The organism is Paraburkholderia sp. D1E (assembly GCF_052682275.1).
On the sequence record NZ_JBQYMB010000001.1, the window covers coordinates 2,037,113 to 2,056,092 of the forward strand.

Consider the following 18,980-nt stretch of genomic DNA (forward strand, 5'->3'; position numbering starts at 1 on the left):
CGCCACGAGTTGGGCACTTTCTCGCTGGAGACAGAGATGAGCAACGATGTATCCGCGCGCCGCGCCGCCGTTCATTCAATCGATCATTTCGCGCTGAACGTGCCTTCGATCGCCGACGCGCGGCATTTCTACGGCGCGTTCGGCCTCGACGTGCGCGACATCGGCGAGGGCCCCGATACGCAACTGGAGTTACGCGCGCTCGACGGACACCGTTGGGCGCGTATTCTCCCTGCGGCGAACAAATCGCTCGCGTATCTCAGCTTCAATTGCTTCGAAGGCGATCTCGAGACCCTCGAGCGCCAGGTGCGCGAAGCGGGCGGCCGTGTCGGTGCTGACGCCGCAGCACTTGCCGAAGGGCGGCAACATACGGATGACGGTCTGTGGTTCGTCGATCCCGACGGCAATCTGATTCACGTCGGCGTCGGACCGAAAACCACGCCGGCTCAAAAGACACCATTTGGCCGCGCAGAAGTGGATGCCGATCGCCGCGGCTCGCATCCGCGTTCGCAGGCGCACATCGTGAAGCCGCGGCGCATGAGCCACGTGCTGCTGTTCACGCCGGATACGCTGCGTGCAACCGATTTCTATCAGCGCGCGTTAGGTCTGCGCCTGTCCGACCGTTCAGCCGACATCATCGCCTTCATGCACGCTGTGCACGGCAGCGATCATCATCTGGTCGCGTTCGCGAAGAGCAGCGCGAAGGGCTGGCATCACGTCGCGTGGGATGTCGACGGTATCGATGAAGTCGGCGCCGGCTCGTCGCAAATGGCGGTCGCGGGTTACACGCGTGGCTGGGGGACGGGCCGCCATGTGCTCGGTTCGAACTACTTCCACTACGTGATGGACCCGTGGGGTTCGTTCTCCGAGTTTTCCGCGGACATCGATTTCGTGAGCGCAGGCCAAGTCTGGCCGGCCGGTGACTTTCCGCCTGAAGACTCGCTTTATCTGTGGGGGCCGGACGTGCCGCCGTATTTCATTCATAACAGCGAAGCCTGATCGCCACGCTGCTTCAAAGAACCTACGCACTGTAACGCCGCAGGATTCAACTACTTCCCGTCTCTGTACCGACCGACGGCTGATGGAACATGGCGTAAATCGCATCGAGGAGCCATGCAATGCCCGGGTCCGCCGAGAATTGCGAGTGCGAATGGACCTGAATTTCGATGGGCGGCAGGGAGAACGGCAACGGAAGGATGCGAAAGGCCTTGTTGCGGTTAAAGCGTTGCGCGATGCTCCTGGGGAAAATGACGGCGAGATCGGTATGTTGAACGATCTCGGGCGCCACCACGAAATGGGGCAAGCGCAATACGATATCCCGGTGGAGATTCAGTTCTTCCAGCCATTGCTCGACCATCCTGTGCCCGGTTGCGTTTGTGCTTGCGTAGACGTAGCGCAAGCCCGCGAGGTCTTCCTTGGTTGGCTTCTGTTTGCGTAGCGGGTGGCCTGCCCGCACCACGCAGACATGTTCATCGACGAAGAGGGTCTTGCTCACGCAACCCGGGTCAAGACCCGGCACGTAGCCGAGTGCCAGATCGATCTTGCCGCTGCGCATTGCGGCGCTAACCGAGTCGACTGGGAAGTTCGCGATCTCAATACGGATGCCCCGCGCGTTCTGGTCGAGCATCGTGAGAAGGGGTGGCAGAAAATAGAATTCCGACATGTCTGACATGGAAACGCGGAATACACGTTGCGCGGTGGCGGGGTCGAATTTCGCGAGTTGCTGGACCGCGACGTTGATGATCCCGAACGCCTGTGTGAGGGGCGCATGCAAGTGCAAAGCGGCGTCGGTCGGGACCATGCCGGTGGGCGTTCGAACGAAGAGAGGGTCGTCGAACAACACACGCAAACGGCGCAGTGCATGGCTGACCGCTGGTTGCGTGAGTCCGAGGCGCTCACCCGCGGCGGTCAGACTGCGCAGATCGGAGATGGCCAGAAACACGCGCAGCAGATTCAAATCCGTAATGCCGGGGTGCGACTTGGTCATGACGTTCGGATCGCGGCAGTGAGGGGCGTTTATGTCGGTTTCAGATTACCGTAAATGCTGCGCATAGGGAAATGCGGGGTTGGTCCGCTGTACGGCGGAAATGCGTTGAAATCCTGTTTCATGTGTGCACGGATCGGCGACGCCAGCGCCGCGGCGAGTGCTTCGGGATTGTCGAAGACGACCTTGTTGCGCTGCATGGCGGTGGCGCGCGGAATACTCAGGCCGGATCGGTATTCGAGTCGCGTATAGATTTCCAGTTCGCGAATACCGGGCAGTTGCGCCATCAGCGGCGGATGATGTGTGATGTAGTGCGTCAGCCATGCGTTGAAATCTTCCGCTTCGCCTTCGTAGCTGACGAGGTAGGTGCACAGTTCAACGCGAGGGTCGGCGTCGCCTGGATTCGGTGTGGCGAATGGCCTGACTGCCATGACCTGCTGTGCGAACGTGAGATTGACTTCGGCAGCGTTCGTTATGCGATCCACGATCCTGTGCATCGCGCCGTCGGCTTGCAGCGCTGTTTCGAGCAAACCGAGATCGTCGAAATACCATTGCAATGCGCAGCAGGGGCTCGAAGCATGGGTCTTCGACAACGGGTCGCTATCCGGCGACTCCGCAGGGAGATGGATCACGAAACGCGTCAGCCCTGGGGTGAGCCCTTTTATTTCACGCGATGCCGCTTCGAGCAACAACGGGTCGACAGGTGGTCGCGCTTTGCCCGCATCATCGCAGTGGGCGAGAAGAAACAGGCAGACCTCCATGTCTACCTCCCTGTATGCGCGGTAACGGATGGCGTTGCCGCTGCTGGCCGCGTCAGGCGATGGAACTGCCGCCCGAAATAGATAAGCCCATCACCATCGGATCGCAGCGCAATGTGCCGGATCTGCGCGAACATGACGGAGTGCGAACCGACCGTCTTGATGTCGACGATTTCGCCTTCGAGACTGGCGATCGCATCCGAGAGAACGGGCACGGAAGTTTGTCCGCTCGCCCATGCATGTCGTCCGAACCGCTCGTCCATCGAACACGCTGTCATGCCGGCAAAATCACGCGCGAGATCCTGGTAGCCGGCGGCGAGCACATTGATGCACACATTGCGGTTGCGATGCAGTACGTCGTGGACGTAGCTGGCCTGATTGATACAGACGAGCATCGTCGGCGGCGCGTCCGTCACCGAGCACACGGCGCTCGCCGTGATGCCGCAGCGACCGCCTGGCCCGTCCGTGGTGATGACGTTGACGGCGGCGGGCAGGCACGCCATGGCGTCGCGGAAACGCTTTCTGGTGTCTTCGATCGTCACGTTCTGTGCCTCGTGATTGTGGAGTGCGAGTCGTTGCGCCAGGGGCATCAGGGATAAGGCGTGACCGGCGGCACGCCTGCGAACAGCGCGCCGGATGCGTCGTAAGTCCCTTCGCCAAGAAACGCGTGCTGGGTCACGACGATCGAATCCCGCACCAGACGCTGCAACCGGTTCTCGCGATAGATCGCGGCTACTCCTGCCATCTGGTAAGCCTGCATCACGACCTCGGCGCCGACCTGCGCGGCATGTGTCGCACTCAGGCGCAGCAGATTGGCCTGTTCCTGCGTGACGGGGTCGCCGGCAACAATTGTTTTCCATGCTGCCTCGGCGGACTCGTAGAAGAACGCACGGGCACTGCGCCAGTTGGCCTCTGCTTTGGCAAGGCCCGAGCGGTAATAACCCCGATCCGCGAGACGCGGCGCGCCGGTCGTGGTTTTGGTCGATCCGGACATGCCCGTCAGCAGATCGAGCGCCGCGCGCGCGAGGCCGATATTAACGGCGGCGTGCACTTGCGCCTGATAGGCGACAGCGGGATAGCGGTAGAGCGGCTCGTCGATCAACGGCTGGCCGCCGCGTACAAAAGTCCATTGCGTATCGACGAATTTGTCGTGCAGTCGCAAGTCGTGGCTGCCGGTGCCCTGCATACCGACGACGTTCCAGTTCTCGACAATCTCCACCTCATGCGCGGGAAATACCGCGGTGAACGGCTTGCCCGCGCCCGCATCGCCTGAACTTGCGGGTGTGCCGCCGATCCCGACGCCGATCCAGTCCGCGCCCTTGCAGCCGCTGGCAAAGCGCCATTGACCACTGACCATGAAGCCGCCGGACACCTTGGTGGCCGGTTGCAGCGGATAGAGGCCGCCGGAGAAAACCTGATCCGGGCCAGTGGCATAAATGTGCTGCTGCGTTTCGATCGGCAGCGAGGCGAGATAAGTATTCGCCGAGCCGAACGCGGCGACCCAGGCGGTCGAGCCGTCGGCGATGGCAATGCGTTCTAGGATTCGCAGGAATTGCGGCGGCGGCAGCGCGTCGCCGCCGAATCGCTGTGGCGTACTCGCGCGGAAAATCCCCGCGCGTTTCATCTTCGCGACCATGTCGCGCGGAACATGTGACACCTGATCGAATTCGTCCCGGCGACGCTCGATCTCGCCGATCAGCGCGTCGAGGGTAATCGGACCTGCGTACTCAGGATAAGGATCCGCGTGATCGACCGCGCGAGGTTCGTAGGCGTAGGTCGAAAGACTGTTGCTTTGAAGGCTTTGCATGATGGCAACGTGGGGACATGAATGAGGGGTTGATGACGCGGCGTCGGCTGGACGTCAGGCGTTGTCCTGCTCTTTGCGTTGCGCCTGAAGTCGCAGCGCTTTGGGGAAGGTCTCGGGCGCAAGACACGTCGCGAGCACGGTGATCAAGCCAAGCACGACGAGATAAATGGCGACTGGCGTGGCGCTGCGATAGTGGGCGAGCAAAGCGGTCGCCACCATCGGCGAGAGGCCGCCGCCGAGTACCGAGGAAATCTCGCGGCCGATGCCCAAGCCCGAGAAGCGCAGATGGACCGGCAGCAATTCGCTGATGAAGGCGGGTTGTGCGCCTTCGAGAATGCCGAGCGTGATGCTGTTGGCGAGCACGAGCGCCGCGATGACTTTCCACAGCACGCCGGAGCCGAGCAACGTGAAGTACGGATACGCGACCAGCACCATCGCGATCGCGCCGGCAAGATAGACGGGTTTGCGGCCGATTTTGTCGGTGAGGCGTCCCATCAGCAGCGAAACGGGGATCATAAGCAGCATCGACAAGGTCAGCCCGCCTAGCACCCAGCTTGATTTGATGCCGATGAACTGGCTATAAGCAATCGAGAACGCAAAGAAGATGTATGACGCGGCGCCTTCGCCGAAGCGCAGGCCGAACACCGTCAGCACTTCGCGCGGACATTGACGAAGCACCTCGACGATCGGCATGCGGCTGTCGCGGCGGGTGGCCTTCACTTCGGCGAACTCCGCGCTTTCGTCGACGGAGCGGCGCATCCATAGGCCGAGCGCGACCAGCACGGCGCTGCAGAGGAACGGCACACGCCAGCCCCAGCTGTGGAAGTCGGAAGGTGAGAGCGTCTGCACGAGCAGGAATGCAGCGGTCGACAGCACGAAGCCGAATGCCGCGCCGCTCGGACTCCACGCCGCCAGCGCACCGCGCTTCGAGGCGGGCGCGCTCTCGTGAATCAGCAGGATGCTGCCGCTCCATTCCCCGCCTGCCGCGAGGCCCTGCAGGATCCGCAGCAGCACGAGCATGACGGGTGCCGCGATGCCGATCTGGTGGTAGGTCGGCAGAAGTCCCATACAGACGGTGGCCGTGCCCATCACCAGCAGCGTCAGCATCATGACGGTCTTACGGCCGTAGCGGTCGCCGATATGGCCGCACAGGACGCCGCCAATGGGCCGCGCGATGAAGCCCACCGTAAAGCCGCCGAATGCCGCGATCGTGCCCGTCAGTGGATCGCTGCCGACCGGAAAGAACAGCTTGCCGAACACCAGCGCAGCGGCGGTTCCATAGAGGAAAAAGTCATACCATTCGAGGATCTGGCCGAGCACCGCGGTCGTCACTGCGCGACGAACCTTGCTGGTTGGTCGGACAGCGGGTAGAGGTGTGAGAGCGGCGGTCGCGTCAGAGTTCATGGCATGTGGAAGGTCACGATGTTGAGGGTTCCGCGTCCCAGCCATGCTGATCGGCGGGGAGGGGCGATACGAGTCCGGCAGGCATGGCCGAACCATAGAGCCGCGAGAAAACCCGGTCAAATTAGGGACAAAAATGGGCGTCATGAATGGGATGCATGACGAGGGAGGGAGACGGCGTGTACCAGGGGGCTGCCACAAACCCCTACACTGTGGTTTCATCCTGGGAACAACTGAGGGGACGGGTATGCAACTCACCGACTTCGATGCGTTGACGTTCGACTGCTACGGAACGTTGATCGATTGGGAAACAGGCATCTTCGAGGGGCTGCGGCCGCTTCTCGAGCGCGTCAGGCAACCGCTGACGCGCGACCAGGTGCTCGAAGCGCACGCGCGCCACGAGTCGTCGCAGCAGAAATACACGCCGGCGAGGCGCTATCAGGAACTGCTGCCTATCGTCTACAAGCGACTCGCCGAAGAATGGCAGGTTCCATTCACGCTGGACGACTGCATCGCGTATGGCAAGTCGATTCAGAATTGGCCGGCGTTCGAAGATTCGGCAGAAGCATTGCAGTACCTGAAAAAGCACTACAAGCTCGTGATTCTGTCGAACATCGACAACGAAAGCTTTACGTATAGCAACGCGAAACTTCAGGTCGAGTTCGACGCGATCATCACGGCCGAAGACGTCGGCTCGTACAAGCCGTCACCGCGCAATTTCGAGTACATGCTGGAGAAACTAGGCGAGCGGGGCGTCAGAAAAGAAAAAATTCTGCATACGGCCGAGAGTCTGTTCCATGACCATAAGCCGGCGAACGAATTCGGTCTTGCATCGTGCTGGATCTATCGGCGGCATGCCAAGCAGGGCTTCGGTGCGACGATGAATCCGGGCGTGCAGCCAAAGATCGATTTCCGCTTCAACAGCATGGCCGATCTTGTGAAGGCGCATCAGGACGCGTTGCTGCAGAAGTAATCGCAGAATGCCGCCTTCGCGTATCGCCGCACACCAGGTGCGGCGGTAACGTCAGGCGGCAGAGCGAAAAACGCTGAACGCGCAGCAGTCTGTTAATCCAGACCGCCCTGACACAGGTACTTGATCGACAGATAATCGTCGAGCCCGTACTTTGAACCTTCGCGGCCATAACCCGATTCCTTCACGCCACCGAACGGCGCTGCCTCGCTCGACACGGCGCCTTCGTTGATGCCGATCACGCCTGCTTCGAGCTGGCCCGCAACGCGATTGATGCGCCGCACGTCCTGCGTGTAGAAGTAGGCAGCGAGGCCGAACGGCGTGTCGTTGGCACGGTGGATCGCGTCGGCTTCGTCGTCGAAGCGGAACAGGGGCGCCACCGGCCCAAAGGTTTCCTCGCAGCAGAAGATCATGTCCTCCCGCGCATCGGTTAGCACCGTCGGTGCATAGTAGTTCGGACCGAGTTCGGTCAGGCGCCTGCCGCCCGTCAGCACTTTTGCTCCGTGTTTGACGGCATCTTCTACGTGGCGGGCAATCTTGTCGATTGCACGTTCGTTGATCATCGGACCGATCTGTGCGTCCGGATCGGTTGCGGGCGCAACCTTCAGTGCGGCGACGCGTTTCGCAAGCAGATCGGCGAAACGCGCGTAGACGCCGGACTGCACATAGACGCGGTTCGGGCATACGCAAGTCTGACCGCCGTTGCGGAACTTGGAGGCCATCAGACCGGTGACCGCCGCGTCGAGATCGGCGTCGTCGAATACGATGAAGGGCGCGTTGCCGCCCAATTCCAATGACAGCTTTTTCAGCGTGCTGGCCGATTCGCGGGCGAGATGCTTGCCGACCGGCGTCGAGCCTGTGAACGTAATCTTGCGCACGCGCGCGTCGGCGAGCCAGTCAGCGACCGCCGCAATCCCCTCTTCACGCGAAGCCGACAGCATGTTCAGCACGCCGTCCGGCAAGCCCGCTTCCTGCGCGAGCGCCGCAAGCGCGAGCGCGGTGAGCGGCGTGTCTTCGGCGGGCTTGGCGACGACCGTGCATCCGGCTGCGAGCGCGGGCGCGATCTTGCGCGCGATCATCGCCAGCGGGAAGTTCCACGGTGTGATCGCCGCGACCACGCCGACCGGTTCCTTCACCGAGCTCATGCGTTTGCCGCGCTGTTGCTGCGGGATCAGATCGCCGTAGACGCGTGTCGCCTCGTCGGCGAACCAGGCGACGTACGAGGCGCCGTAGGCGACTTCGCCGCGGCTTTCCGCGAGCGGCTTGCCTTGTTCCAGCGACATCAGCTTCGCGAGGTCTTCGGTATTGGCGACGATCAGCGCATGCCAGCGATGCAGAATCTCCGCGCGTTCGCGCGGCAGCTTGTCGCGCCATGCGGGGAACGCGCGGGACGCGGCGTCGGTGGCGGCGCGTGCGTCCGTTGCGCTACTGTTCGCGACTTCGACAATCAGTTCGCCGGTGGCCGGATTGGTGACCGGGAAGCGGGCGGCGTCGGCGGCGTCGATCCACTTGCCGTCGATCAGATTCTGCGGGCGAATCAGTTCATTGCGAGTCAATACGAGAGACATCGGGTTGCTCCTTCGGGTTGCCCTGGATGAGACTGGGGCGAATCATCGACGCGGCGGCGCAGCCGCGCACGTAGGGTGTATTGCGGGCGATTAGTACGTTGATGCTACGCGCACGCCGCAGTCAATGAAATCGTCCCATGGGGCCCTTGACGGTGCGCGGCGCGTTTTTTTCGCGCTGCCACAGCATTTTCTGCTGCGGCAGCGGTGGAGCAGGTCAATTCGTCTGCGCGCCCGGCACGAGGTGGATGCGCTTCTCGGTGGCGGCCTCGACGGCTGCACGCGAATAAAGCAGCGGGAAGTACTGGCCGTCGAGCCACATCTGCGCGAGGTCGCGATAGTGCGGGCTGTCGGGATCGCCGGATTCCCCCGGCAGGTTCACGGCACGCGAGTTATCCCAGTTGCCGACGTCGACGATCACCCGGAAAGAAGGTCCATTGGTCTGCCGGAAGTCGCTCGCGCGATACGTCGACTGATTGGGCGTGTAGGCACTTCCGCCTTTGCCGAGCGGCCCGACGTTCAGCTTGGCGCGCATGTCGGCATCGACCAGGTCGGCGAACGGATGCGCGTTCAGGTTGGTTTGCAGCTTGCCCCACTGCCAGCGGCTCGCATCTGTGCCTTGCAGTTGCACCATCTCGCCGTAGGCGTCATGCAGGCTTGCCAGCAGCACCGCGTCGCGTTTCGCCTCGGCATTCTCACCAAAGCGTGCCTGGGGATGTTCGAGGGAGTCCAGCATCACGGCGGTATCCGGTGCACCGAACGACGCCGCGGCTGCCTTCGGCAAGACGGCGTTCTTGAACGCGCTGCCGAGATGCCGGCTCAGCCATACCTCTTCGAGTGCGGCTTGCGCGGAATCGGCTCGCATCTGTGCATCCCAGCCCTTGAGCAGGGTGAGTGCGGCGCGCGTGTCCGGGTCGTCGCTCGAGAGCGGCGTGAGGAGCGCGACGAGGCGCCGGGCCGGGATCGATTCGATATCGTTCTGCAAGCGTTCGGAGTCTTCAATCGACACCTTGGGCAGTGCCTTGAGCACTTCGTCGATGCGTTGATGCCGTGAACTGTTGGTCCATTCGAAGCCGAGTTTTCGCTCGGCATTGGGATAGTCCGCGGGCAGGTTCATCTCGTTGGACGTCGTGAAATAGCCGGCTTTCGGGTTATAGGCCGAAGGCATGTCGTCGCGCGGCCAGAAGCCGGCCCATTCGTAACGGCCGTCGCCCGGCACGGGCATCAGGCCGTCCCAGTTCGGACGCTTCGGGGCGAGGCCGCTCGGCACCCAGCCGATGTCGCCATGCGTATCCGCATACACCTGATTCACGGTCGGCGCGCCCCATGTCGATAGCGCGTTCTTGAACTGCGCGAAGTTTTTGGCGCGCATGTAACGCACCGAATCGAAATACGGCGACATGCCGGGCGCGAGCCATGCGGTGCGAACGGCGAAGGCCCGATGCTTCGCGTCCTCGGTGTAGATCACCGGACCATGCCGGGTGAACGCCAGATCGGCGACGACCGGTGCGCCGCCACGCACGGCGATGGTCTCCCGCACGATGTGCATCGGCTCCCAGTGGCCCCGATAGCGATATTCATGGGGATTGGCCGGGTTCAATTCGTAGACGTAGAGGTCCTCCTGATCGATGTTGAAGATCGTCAGGCCGAACGCAATCGCGCCGTTGTGTCCGATCGACACGCCAGGCGCCGACGGCTCGCCACCGCCGATGATGTCGAGCGTCGGCGTGCTGATCTGCTGGATATAGCGCAGGCTCGGCGCCGCATACGCACGATGCGGGTCGTTCGCCATGATCGCGCGGCCGGTGGCCGATTTGTCCGGCGCGATGACCCAGTTGTTGCTGCCTTCGGTGACTTCCTCGGGATTATCGGCGGCGGCAATGACGGTGGTCGATGCGTCGGCGCTCTTCAACGAGTCACGTGTCACGCGCACGTTTTGCGTGGCGAGCGTGAAGACTTTCAGCACATCGTCCGGCAGGCAGGGGTCGAGTCCCTCGGGCATATGCGGCTGCCAGGCCGGCTGCAAGCCGAAGCGGACCGAGTCGGCATCGAGCGAGCTCTTGCAGGCCACCTTCGCACGCGCGACTTCGCTTGTCAGGTTGCGCGTGAGGCCGTGGCTGCGGATGCGCACGACGTCGTCGGCCGACCATTTCGCCGGCCAGTAGCCGACTTTGCGAAACTCATAGGGCATCTGGTCCGGGTGCGCCGCCAGCCAGTCGATGTATGCGTTCACGCCCGCGGCGAAGCGCGTGGCCACGGGCCTGGCGTCGGGGCCGTAGCGTTTCCATTCGGCGTTCATGTCGCCACGGTAGAGAAACAGTCGCGTGGCTTTGTCCTGCTCGACATACGCTGGACCGAATACCTCGGCGAGCTCGCCGAGGCCGCGGCGGCGCCATAAGTCGATCTGGAAGAGCCGGTCGCGTGCTGCGTTGAAGCCCTGTACGAAAAAGGCGTCGCTTTCGTTCGCCGCGAAGATGTGCGGCACGCCCCAGCGGTCGATCAGAATGTCCGAGGGTTGCGCGAGGCCCGCGAGTGTGACGGTCTGCACAGGGACTTCATCCGCGATGGCGGCGTGGCACGTCAGTGCTGTTGTTCCGGCCCACGTGACGGCCCACGCGATGACTGCTGCGAGCTTGCGTCCTGTCTGCATGTCTCCTCCGTTGGATTGTCGATGCGGTGTGCATCGAGGGCGGTCCGTCGAATCGCCATCAACCTCGGGATCCGTTCAGACGCCGTTGTCTCGAGCGGCTTATTTTAAGTACTTGCCGCAAACTGTAAACGGAATGAAGCAGACGTGTTGGCTTGCAGTCAGCGGCGCGCAGTAAAAAAGCGCTATTTCAACGCACCCGCCGCGGCCCCGTCGAAGCGCGTACGACAAGTTGCGGCGGCGGCGCGAGCACCATCGACGGTTGCTGTTCAGGCGCCTGGATCAACCGGATCAGACTCCCGACCGACAACTCCGCAATGGCCGCCGTCTGGATCGCAACCGTCGTCAACGCGGGGTGCACCTGGTGCGCCAGTTGAATGTCGGTAATGCCGATGACCGACACGTCGTTCGGCACGGCGCGGCCAAGCGTGATCAACGCTTGTGCCGCACCGATCGCCAGCAGATCGTTGGTCGCGAAAATCGCGGTGAGGTGAGGGCAGTCCGCCATCAACTGCATGCAAGCGGCGTAGCCGGCGTCGATCGAGTCGCGGATCTGCAGCACCGCAGAAGCGTCGGTTTCGATCCCGGCCTCGTGCATGACCGCCCGAAATCCGTTGGAGCGCGCATCCTGCAAACCGCCGCAACCGTCGCCGATCAGGAGGCCGATCTCGCGATGACCCAGCTCGAGCAGATGCCTCGCGGCAAGCGCGCCCGCATGGGCAAAATCCACGGCGATGCAGGGCAGCGCGGGCGGCGTTTCAGGATGCTCCCACATGGCCAGCAAGATCGGCGCGCTATGCGTGGCCGAGGCGCACAAATCGTTGATCGTGATGTCCGTGTTCATGACGAGGACACCGTCCGCGAGCGTGCCGGCGATCTGGTTCAGATACGCCCGGCCGATCTCGGCATCATCGTCAGTATTGCAAACCATCAGGAAGTACCCCGCCTTGCGCGCTGCTCGCTCGGCTGCCAGCACGAACTCGGGATAGAACGGGTTCGAAATGTTCGACAGCATCAACGCCAGGGTCGATGAGCGGCCCTCCGCCAGCGCGCGCGCGTTCAGATTGGGCCGGTAGCCGAGATCGGCGATCGCCTTCAGCACGCGCTCGGCAGTCTCCGGGCGAACCTTTTCGCGGTTGCGCAGGACGTTGGAAACGGTTGCTGCGGTGACGTGCGCACGCTTCGCTACTTCGGACAGGGTGACCATATTGTGTTTATCCCATATTCAGGGAGCGCGCTTCAAATGTTGCAAGCAACGGGCGACATTGATAACTTGCTGGAAAACACAGCGGGAGACACCCACCATGACTTTTTCCATCAAGATTGAATTTAAGCGATTAAATGCCTGCTGCACAAGAGCTGGCCGTTTATTTTTCACAGAAATTTAAGCGGTTAAATCCGGGAGACAGCAGCATGGCTACGATTCGTCTTACGAATGTGCAGAAGTCGTACGGTGATCATGCGCCGGTAATCCGGCGTGTGAATCTCGAGATTGCCCAGCATGAGTTCTGCGTTTTTCTGGGGCCCTCGGGTTGCGGCAAGTCGACCCTGCTGAGAATGATCGCCGGTCTCGAAGACCTGAGCGAGGGTGAGTTGCATATCGGCGGCCGCCTCGTGAACGATGTTCCCGCTGCGGCGCGTGGCGTTGCGATGGTGTTCCAGAGCTACGCGCTATTTCCGCATATGACCGTGTTCGACAACATGGCATTCGGCCTGAAGCTCGCGAAGCAGCCTAGGGACGTCATCGACCGGAAGGTGCGCGAAGCCGCGCGCATTCTGCAACTGGACGCCTTCCTCGATCGATATCCGAAAGCGCTTTCGGGCGGGCAACGGCAGCGCGTGGCGATCGGCCGTGCGATTGTGCGCGAACCCGGCGTGTTCCTGTTCGATGAACCGTTGTCGAATCTCGACGCCGCGTTGCGCGGACAGACGCGTGTTGAAATCGCCCGCTTGCATCAGCGCTTTGCGAACGCGAGCGTGGTCTATGTGACCCACGATCAGGTCGAGGCGATGACACTTGCCGACAGAATCGTGCTGCTGCACGCAGGTGCTGACGCGGAGCGCTTCGGCAGCATCGCGCAGACCGGCGCGCCGTTGGAGTTGTATCACCATCCGAAGTCGCGCTTTGTGGCGGGTTTCATCGGTTCGCCGCGCATGAATTTCATCGATGCGGTGGTCGATTCGATCGATATGGGCAAGGTGGCCGTCACGCTGACAAACAGTGGCGAACGGCTGACTGCGAATGTCGACGGTGAACGTCTTCAGCGCGGCCAGCCCGTCACGCTCGGCGTGCGCCCGGAACATCTGCGCCTCGCTGGCGACGACCAGTTCATTCAGTGCGTCACGGTGCTATCGGAACGGCTCGGCGAGCACAGCTATATTCACGCGGATCACGAAGCCGGCACGTTCATCGCCAAGGCCGCGGGCGATACGCCGATCGGTTCGGGCGAGCGCATCTGCATTCACGTTCCGCCTTCGGCGTGTCATCTGTTCGATGCGGAAGGCGTCGCGCTGCGGCGTAGCACGTTCGAGCCCGAGCGGGTCGCCGCTTAAGGCCCCCACAGTACCGCTGGATTCACCCAACCCTATTCCGCCACAGAGCGGGTACATCGTCTGGCAGCGGGTCGCTGTCAGCCAACAAGGTAGTCAAGGAGACATAAGATGATTTCTCTTCGCCTTCGCCGTCTGGCACACGCGTCGATTGCGGCTGCGGTGGTTGCCGGCGCACTCTGTTGCGCCGCAGCCGACGCGGCCACGCTGAGCGTCAACGTATCGGCGCGCGGCAATCAGCGCTCGACGTGGCAGGACGCGTTCGACAAGTTCAAGAAAGCCAATCCCGACGTCGACCTCAAGGTGACCTACATCACCGAGGAAGCGTACAAGGTGCAGATGGGCGGCTGGCTTGCCACCGATCCGCCGGATGTCGTGTCGTGGCACGACGGTGAGCGCATGGCGTATTACGCGGAACGTGGGCTGCTCGAAGACCTGTCGTCCGACTGGAGCAAGAACGGCTGGTCGCAGCAATATGCGTCGGTTAAAGATGCCTCGACGTATAAGGGCAAGCAGTACGCCGCGCCGCTCGGTTACGACGCCTACGGTTTTTTCTATCGCAAGGATCTGTTCGAGAAGGCCGGTATCAAGGGCGAACCGAAAACGTGGGATGAGTTTCTCGACGCCTGCAAGAAGCTCAAGGCAAGTGGCGTTGCACCGATCGCCGTTGCGGCACGCGATAGCTGGACGCTTGCCGCGTGGTTCGACTATCTCGACCTGCGCATCAACGGCAACGTATTCCACCAGCAGTTGATGGCCGGCGAAATTCCGTACACCGATCCGCGCGTGAAGAAAGTCTATGCCGCGTGGAAAACGCTGATCGACGATCACTACTTCATCGACAACGCGCTCTCTTACGACCTCGATTCGATCGCACCGTTTCTCGTGAACGGCAAGGCGTCGATGATGCTGATGGGCACGTTCTTCTCGGCGAGCATTCCCGCATCGATCAGGCCGCAGACCGGCTTCTTCCGCTTCCCGGTGATCGACGCGAACGTACCGATGGCCGAAGACGGCCCGGTCAATGTGCTGCTGATTCCGGCGAAGGCGAAGAACAAGGCCGACGCCCGCAAGCTGCTGGCCTTTATGGAACAGCCGCAGATCAACGCCGATCTCGCGAAGGGCTGGGGGCAGTTGCCGTCGAACAGCCAGGCGGCGGAACCTGAAGACGAGATTTCCAGGGTCGGCTTCCAGACGCTCGCTAATACGAAGGGCGGCATCGCTCAGTTCTACGATCGCGACATGCAGAAGGAAATGGCCGATGAAGGAATGAAAGCAATGCAGCAGTTCTACAGCGATCCGTCGCAACTCGACGCCGTGCTCGTGCGCCTCGAAGCGACCCGCAAGCGCATCTACAAGAAGTAAGCCTGGCGCGCCAGTGGCGTAGCAACCGCTGGCGCTCGCCTTTGATCTCTGACGAGGCCCGATCATGTCTCATTCCGCAGCGCGCCGCCTACCCGCGGCGCGGCACCGGCACGTCTCTACGACGCGCCGTCATCAGCATCGCGCGGCGCTTTTCTTCCTGTTGCCGGGGTGTGCGTTGTTTTGCCTGTGCGTGGTCTACCCGATCATCAGCAGTATTTCGCTCAGCTTTTACAACTGGGACGGAATGACGCCAAAGACGTTCGCGGGCTTCGGTAACTACATCGAACTGTTCCACGCGGACACCTTCTATACGGCGCTCAAGAACAACCTGATCTGGCTCGCGCTGTTCCTGCTGGCGCCGCCGCTCGGACTGTTGTTCGCGTTATATCTGAACCAGCATATCCGTGGCATGCGCGTCGTGAAGTCGCTGTTTTTCGCGCCGTTCGTGCTGTCGGGCGTGGTGGTCGGCCTTGTGTTCAGCTGGTTTTACGATCCCGGCTTTGGCCTGCTGCGGCTGATCGTCGGTCATGGCATTCCGGTGCTCGGCGATCCGCACACCGTCACCTTCGGCATCATCTTCGCCGCGCTGTGGCCGCAGACGCCGTTCTGCATGGTGCTGTATCTCACGGGTCTAACGGGAATCAATCCGGAGGTGGTCGAGGCGGCGCGCATGGAGGGTGCCAGGGGCGTACGTCTGCTATGGCACGTGATCCTTCCGCAACTGCGGCCCGCTACGTTCATGGCCGTGGTGCTCACGGTGATCGGCGCGCTGCGCAGCTTCGATCTGATCGCAGTGATGAGTGGTGGCGGTCCGTTCGATAGCTCTACCGTGCTCGCCTATTACATGTACGACCAGGCAATCAAGTACTACCGCGAAGGGTATTCCGCGGCGATTGCCGTCGTGCTGTTCGCCATCATGCTCGTCTACATCGTGTTCCATCTGCGCCGCATGCTGCGCGAAGAACACTGATTTCCAGGAGTCGTGTCATGTATCCACTTCCCGTCGAACGCTGGAAACCGCTCAATCGCGCGCTGTACAAAGCGTCTTTGCCGCTCGCGCTGCTGATTTGGCTGCTGCCGATGCTGGCCGTGCTCGTTACGTCGATCCGATCTTCGGACGAGTTGTCGCAAGGCGACTACTGGGGCTGGCCTAAGCATTTCGCGTTAATCGAGAACTACGGCACGGCGCTCACGCAAACGCCGATGCTTCACTACTTCGCCAATAGCGTGCTGATTACAGTGCCGTCCGTGATCGGCGCGATCGTGCTCGCGTCGATGGCGGGTTTTGCTTTGGCAACCTACCGGTTCCCGGGCAATACCGCGGTGCTGTTTGCATTTGTAGCCGGCAACTTCGTACCGATCCAGATTCTGATGATCCCAGTGCGCGACATGGCGCTGAAAGTGGGGCTGTTCAATAGCGTGTGGGCACTGGTGATTTTTCATGTGTCGTTTCAGACCGGCTTTTGCACGCTGTTTCTGCGCAACTTCATCAAGCAGTTGCCGTTCGAGATGATCGAAGCGGCGCGCGTGGAAGGAGCGAGTGAATGGACGATCTACTTGCGCATCGTGCTCCCGCTGATCCGCCCCGCGCTCGCCGCACTCGGCATCCTCGTATTCACGTTTGTCTGGAACGACTACTTCTGGGCGCTGTGTCTCACGCAAGGCGATGAGGCCGCACCGATCACGGTGGGCGTCGCTGCGCTTAAAGGCCAATGGACGACGGCATGGAATCTTGTTGCGGCCGGTTCGGTGCTTGCCGCGTTGCCCTCCGTGCTGATGTTTTTCCTGATGCAGAAGCATTTCGTCGCCGGCCTGACTTTCGGTGCAAGCAAGGGTTGATCGCCCGTTTTCCGCTATTTACCAGAGAGACTTTCTCATGCAACTTGGTGTTTGCTACTACCCAGAACAATGGCCGCGTTCGATGTGGGCCGACGATGCAAAGCGGATGGTCGAGCTCGGCATCACGCATGTGCGGATCGCCGAATTCGCGTGGAGCCGGATGGAGCCGCGCGCCGGCGAATTCGCTTGGGACTGGCTCGATGAAGCCGTCGAGACGTTGGCTGCCGCGGGGCTGAAACTCGTGCTGGGCACGCCGACCGCGTCGCCGCCGAAGTGGCTGGTCGACGCCCACCCGGACGTGTTGCCGGTGCGTGCGGACGGCGTTCGCTGGAATTTCGGCTCGCGTCGCCATTACGATATTTCCAGTGAGATATATCGGCGTGAGTGCGTGCGTATCGTCACCGCAATGGCGGAGCGCTATGGACCGCATCCGTCTATCGTCGCGTGGCAGACCGATAACGAACTCGGCTGTCACGATACCGTGCCCAGCTATTCAAGCGCCGCACTGACGCGTTTTCAGATGTGGTTGCAGCAACGCTATGAGCGTGTCGATGCATTGAACCAGGCGTGGGGCAACGTGTTCTGGAGTATGGAGTATCCCTCGTTCGAGGCGATCGGCTTGCCGAACCTGACGCCCACCGATGCCAACCCGATCCATCTGCTGGACTTCCGTCGCTTCATGTCGGATGAGGTGGCGAGCTTCCATCGCGAGCAAATCGAAGTGCTGCGTCAGCACGCGCCCACGGCGGATTTGCTGCACAACTTCATGGGCTTTTTCACGACCTTCGATCACTACCGCTTTGCCGAAGACAACGCGCTCGACGTGGCGGCATGGGACAGCTATCCGATCGCGCGCACGGAGTCGATCGCGCTGCCAGAAGAGCAGAAGGCGCTTTACGCACGCACCGGGCATCCCGACGTCTCCGCGTTCGATCATGACCGCTATCGCGCGATCGGCGGCGGACGTTTCTGGGTGATGGAGCAACAAGCGGGGCCGGTGAACTGGGCGTCGTGGAATCCCGTGCCGGCGAAGGGCATGGTGAGGCTGTGGGCATACGAGGCGTTCGCGCACGGCGCGGAACTGGTGTCGTATTTCCGCTGGCGTCAATGCCCGTATGCGCAGGAGCAGATGCATTCCGGCTTGAATCTGCCGAACAACGAACTGTCGCCAGGCGGGCTCGAAGTGCAGCAGGCGGCGCGCGAGATTGCTTCGTGCGCAGCGTTGTCCGGACTTGACGCGCCGGCGCGCGCGGCCGTTGCGATCGTATTCGACTACGAGACGCAATGGATGTTCGAGATTCAGCGTCATGGCAAGACCTTCGATTATCAGACACTGGTGTTTGACTACTACGAGGCGTTGCGAGAGCTTGGCCTTGACGTCGATATCGTCTCGAGCAAGGCGGATTTTTCGGCTTATCGGTTGGTGGTGGTGCCGGGCATTGCCGTGATCGATGATGCATGGGTCGATCAGATCGAAAAGAGTTCGGCGCAATGGGTATTCGGTCCGAGGAGCGGTTCGAAGACACCAAGCTTTGCCATTCCTTCGAGCCTGCCGCCCGGCGCGTTGCAACGCGTTCTGCCGATGCAGGTGCTCGAAGTCGAAACGTTGCGCCCGACGCTCACGCCCGCCGTTTCTATCAATGACACGCAAGGTATCGCGATGCATTGGCGCGAACACGTTCGTGCCAATGGTGAGACACGTGTCGATGCACGGTTCGACGATTCATGGCCCGCAGTTCTCACTCATGGAAGCGTTCGCTATGTGGCGGGTTGGCTGTCGCACGCGTTGCATCGCGAGGTTTTGCTGCAGGCAGCGCAGGATGCCGGCATCGAGACGCAACGGCTGGCTGACGGTTTGCGTATTCGCCGGCGCGGCGAATTGACCTTCGCGTTCAACTTCGGTCCAGAGCAGGTGCAGGCGCCCGCGTTGGCCAATGCGACTTTCGTGCTCGGGCAGTCGCAGTTGAAAACCGGCGATGTTTGTGCGTGGAGGAACGCGTAAGCCCAGGCGTCAATGGGCTTAGGCAAGCTGGAGAGGGCGTTATCGGAGGCGGAAATTCAAGCGCTTCAACCCGGAACAGGCGGCCTTTAGAAGAG

Annotated in this window: 15 protein-coding genes; 7 read left to right on the top strand and 8 right to left on the bottom strand. The window is 61.7% G+C overall.

Annotated elements, in window-relative coordinates:
- Positions 1-36: 36 nt before the first annotated feature.
- Positions 37-996 carry a VOC family protein gene (locus tag ACUN0E_RS09335; RefSeq protein WP_445566387.1) on the top strand — a complete coding sequence of 320 codons (960 nt, stop codon included), beginning with the start codon at positions 37-39 and terminating at the stop codon, positions 994-996.
- Between the two features lie 46 nt (positions 997-1,042).
- Here ACUN0E_RS09335 and ACUN0E_RS09340 read toward each other — a convergent pair whose 3' ends face one another.
- From ACUN0E_RS09340 to ACUN0E_RS09360, 5 genes are all read right to left on the bottom strand, one after another.
- Complete coding sequence (locus tag ACUN0E_RS09340; RefSeq protein ID WP_408520343.1) at positions 1,043-1,984, bottom strand: LysR family transcriptional regulator; 942 nt, start codon at positions 1,982-1,984, stop codon at positions 1,043-1,045.
- 29 nt (positions 1,985-2,013) lie between these two features.
- Positions 2,014-2,742, bottom strand: a complete 729-nt coding sequence (locus ACUN0E_RS09345) for an EthD family reductase (RefSeq protein WP_445566388.1) — start codon at positions 2,740-2,742, stop codon at positions 2,014-2,016.
- A gap of 2 nt (positions 2,743-2,744) precedes the next feature.
- Positions 2,745-3,242 carry a flavin reductase gene (locus ACUN0E_RS09350; RefSeq protein ID WP_445570410.1) on the bottom strand — a complete coding sequence of 166 codons (498 nt, stop codon included), beginning with the start codon at positions 3,240-3,242 and terminating at the stop codon, positions 2,745-2,747.
- A gap of 86 nt (positions 3,243-3,328) precedes the next feature.
- Positions 3,329-4,546, bottom strand: coding sequence for an acyl-CoA dehydrogenase family protein (locus tag ACUN0E_RS09355; RefSeq protein WP_445566389.1), 1,218 nt, complete (start codon positions 4,544-4,546; stop codon positions 3,329-3,331).
- A 54-nt stretch (positions 4,547-4,600) separates the two neighbouring features.
- Positions 4,601-5,950, bottom strand: a complete 1,350-nt coding sequence (locus ACUN0E_RS09360) for an MFS transporter (protein ID WP_445566390.1) — start codon at positions 5,948-5,950, stop codon at positions 4,601-4,603.
- Positions 5,951-6,194: 244 nt separating this feature from the next.
- Between ACUN0E_RS09360 and ACUN0E_RS09365 the strand changes: the two genes are divergently transcribed.
- Positions 6,195-6,920 carry a haloacid dehalogenase type II gene (locus tag ACUN0E_RS09365; RefSeq protein WP_445566391.1) on the top strand — a complete coding sequence of 242 codons (726 nt, stop codon included), beginning with the start codon at positions 6,195-6,197 and terminating at the stop codon, positions 6,918-6,920.
- Between the two features lie 92 nt (positions 6,921-7,012).
- On the opposite strand, the gene ACUN0E_RS09370 is transcribed toward ACUN0E_RS09365, so the two are convergent.
- The 3 genes from ACUN0E_RS09370 to ACUN0E_RS09380 all read right to left on the bottom strand — a co-directional run bounded on the left by ACUN0E_RS09370 (position 7,013) and on the right by ACUN0E_RS09380 (position 12,336).
- Positions 7,013-8,485 carry an NAD-dependent succinate-semialdehyde dehydrogenase gene (locus ACUN0E_RS09370; RefSeq protein ID WP_445566392.1) on the bottom strand — a complete coding sequence of 491 codons (1,473 nt, stop codon included), beginning with the start codon at positions 8,483-8,485 and terminating at the stop codon, positions 7,013-7,015.
- Between the two features lie 214 nt (positions 8,486-8,699).
- Positions 8,700-11,132: a penicillin acylase family protein gene (locus ACUN0E_RS09375; RefSeq protein WP_445566393.1), complete on the bottom strand. Its 2,433-nt coding sequence runs from the start codon at positions 11,130-11,132 to the stop codon at positions 8,700-8,702.
- A gap of 187 nt (positions 11,133-11,319) precedes the next feature.
- Positions 11,320-12,336: a LacI family DNA-binding transcriptional regulator gene (locus tag ACUN0E_RS09380; RefSeq protein WP_445566394.1), complete on the bottom strand. Its 1,017-nt coding sequence runs from the start codon at positions 12,334-12,336 to the stop codon at positions 11,320-11,322.
- Positions 12,337-12,542: 206 nt separating this feature from the next.
- Here ACUN0E_RS09380 and ACUN0E_RS09385 point away from each other — a divergent pair, with 206 nt between their 5' ends.
- The 5 genes from ACUN0E_RS09385 (at position 12,543) to ACUN0E_RS09405 (ending at position 18,885) form a co-directional block, all read left to right on the top strand.
- Positions 12,543-13,682, top strand: coding sequence for an ABC transporter ATP-binding protein (locus ACUN0E_RS09385; RefSeq protein ID WP_445566395.1), 1,140 nt, complete (start codon positions 12,543-12,545; stop codon positions 13,680-13,682).
- Between the two features lie 108 nt (positions 13,683-13,790).
- Positions 13,791-15,044, top strand: coding sequence for an ABC transporter substrate-binding protein (locus ACUN0E_RS09390; protein ID WP_445566396.1), 1,254 nt, complete (start codon positions 13,791-13,793; stop codon positions 15,042-15,044).
- Between the two features lie 64 nt (positions 15,045-15,108).
- Positions 15,109-16,014, top strand: a complete 906-nt coding sequence (locus tag ACUN0E_RS09395; protein WP_445566397.1) for a carbohydrate ABC transporter permease — start codon at positions 15,109-15,111, stop codon at positions 16,012-16,014.
- A gap of 17 nt (positions 16,015-16,031) precedes the next feature.
- Positions 16,032-16,883 carry a carbohydrate ABC transporter permease gene (locus tag ACUN0E_RS09400; protein WP_445566398.1) on the top strand — a complete coding sequence of 284 codons (852 nt, stop codon included), beginning with the start codon at positions 16,032-16,034 and terminating at the stop codon, positions 16,881-16,883.
- A gap of 37 nt (positions 16,884-16,920) precedes the next feature.
- A complete protein-coding gene (locus tag ACUN0E_RS09405) occupies positions 16,921-18,885 on the top strand; it encodes a beta-galactosidase (protein ID WP_445566399.1) in 1,965 nt (654 codons plus the stop codon).
- Positions 18,886-18,980 lie beyond the last annotated feature (95 nt).

What these genes read in the sequence shown, in the direction of transcription:
- ACUN0E_RS09335 (WP_445566387.1), top strand. Translation starts at nt 37, where the DNA reads ATGAGCAACGATGTATCCGCGCGCCGCGCCGCCGTTCATTCAATCGAT.
- ACUN0E_RS09340 (WP_408520343.1), bottom strand. Translation starts at nt 1,984, where the DNA reads ATGACCAAGTCGCACCCCGGCATTACGGATTTGAATCTGCTGCGCGTG.
- ACUN0E_RS09345 (WP_445566388.1), bottom strand. Translation starts at nt 2,742, where the DNA reads ATGGAGGTCTGCCTGTTTCTTCTCGCCCACTGCGATGATGCGGGCAAA.
- ACUN0E_RS09350 (WP_445570410.1), bottom strand. Translation starts at nt 3,242, where the DNA reads ATGGCGTGCCTGCCCGCCGCCGTCAACGTCATCACCACGGACGGGCCA.
- ACUN0E_RS09355 (WP_445566389.1), bottom strand. Translation starts at nt 4,546, where the DNA reads ATGCAAAGCCTTCAAAGCAACAGTCTTTCGACCTACGCCTACGAACCT.
- ACUN0E_RS09360 (WP_445566390.1), bottom strand. Translation starts at nt 5,950, where the DNA reads ATGAACTCTGACGCGACCGCCGCTCTCACACCTCTACCCGCTGTCCGA.
- ACUN0E_RS09365 (WP_445566391.1), top strand. Translation starts at nt 6,195, where the DNA reads ATGCAACTCACCGACTTCGATGCGTTGACGTTCGACTGCTACGGAACG.
- ACUN0E_RS09370 (WP_445566392.1), bottom strand. Translation starts at nt 8,485, where the DNA reads ATGTCTCTCGTATTGACTCGCAATGAACTGATTCGCCCGCAGAATCTG.
- ACUN0E_RS09375 (WP_445566393.1), bottom strand. Translation starts at nt 11,132, where the DNA reads ATGCAGACAGGACGCAAGCTCGCAGCAGTCATCGCGTGGGCCGTCACG.
- ACUN0E_RS09380 (WP_445566394.1), bottom strand. Translation starts at nt 12,336, where the DNA reads ATGGTCACCCTGTCCGAAGTAGCGAAGCGTGCGCACGTCACCGCAGCA.
- ACUN0E_RS09385 (WP_445566395.1), top strand. Translation starts at nt 12,543, where the DNA reads ATGGCTACGATTCGTCTTACGAATGTGCAGAAGTCGTACGGTGATCAT.
- ACUN0E_RS09390 (WP_445566396.1), top strand. Translation starts at nt 13,791, where the DNA reads ATGATTTCTCTTCGCCTTCGCCGTCTGGCACACGCGTCGATTGCGGCT.
- ACUN0E_RS09395 (WP_445566397.1), top strand. Translation starts at nt 15,109, where the DNA reads ATGTCTCATTCCGCAGCGCGCCGCCTACCCGCGGCGCGGCACCGGCAC.
- ACUN0E_RS09400 (WP_445566398.1), top strand. Translation starts at nt 16,032, where the DNA reads ATGTATCCACTTCCCGTCGAACGCTGGAAACCGCTCAATCGCGCGCTG.
- ACUN0E_RS09405 (WP_445566399.1), top strand. Translation starts at nt 16,921, where the DNA reads ATGCAACTTGGTGTTTGCTACTACCCAGAACAATGGCCGCGTTCGATG.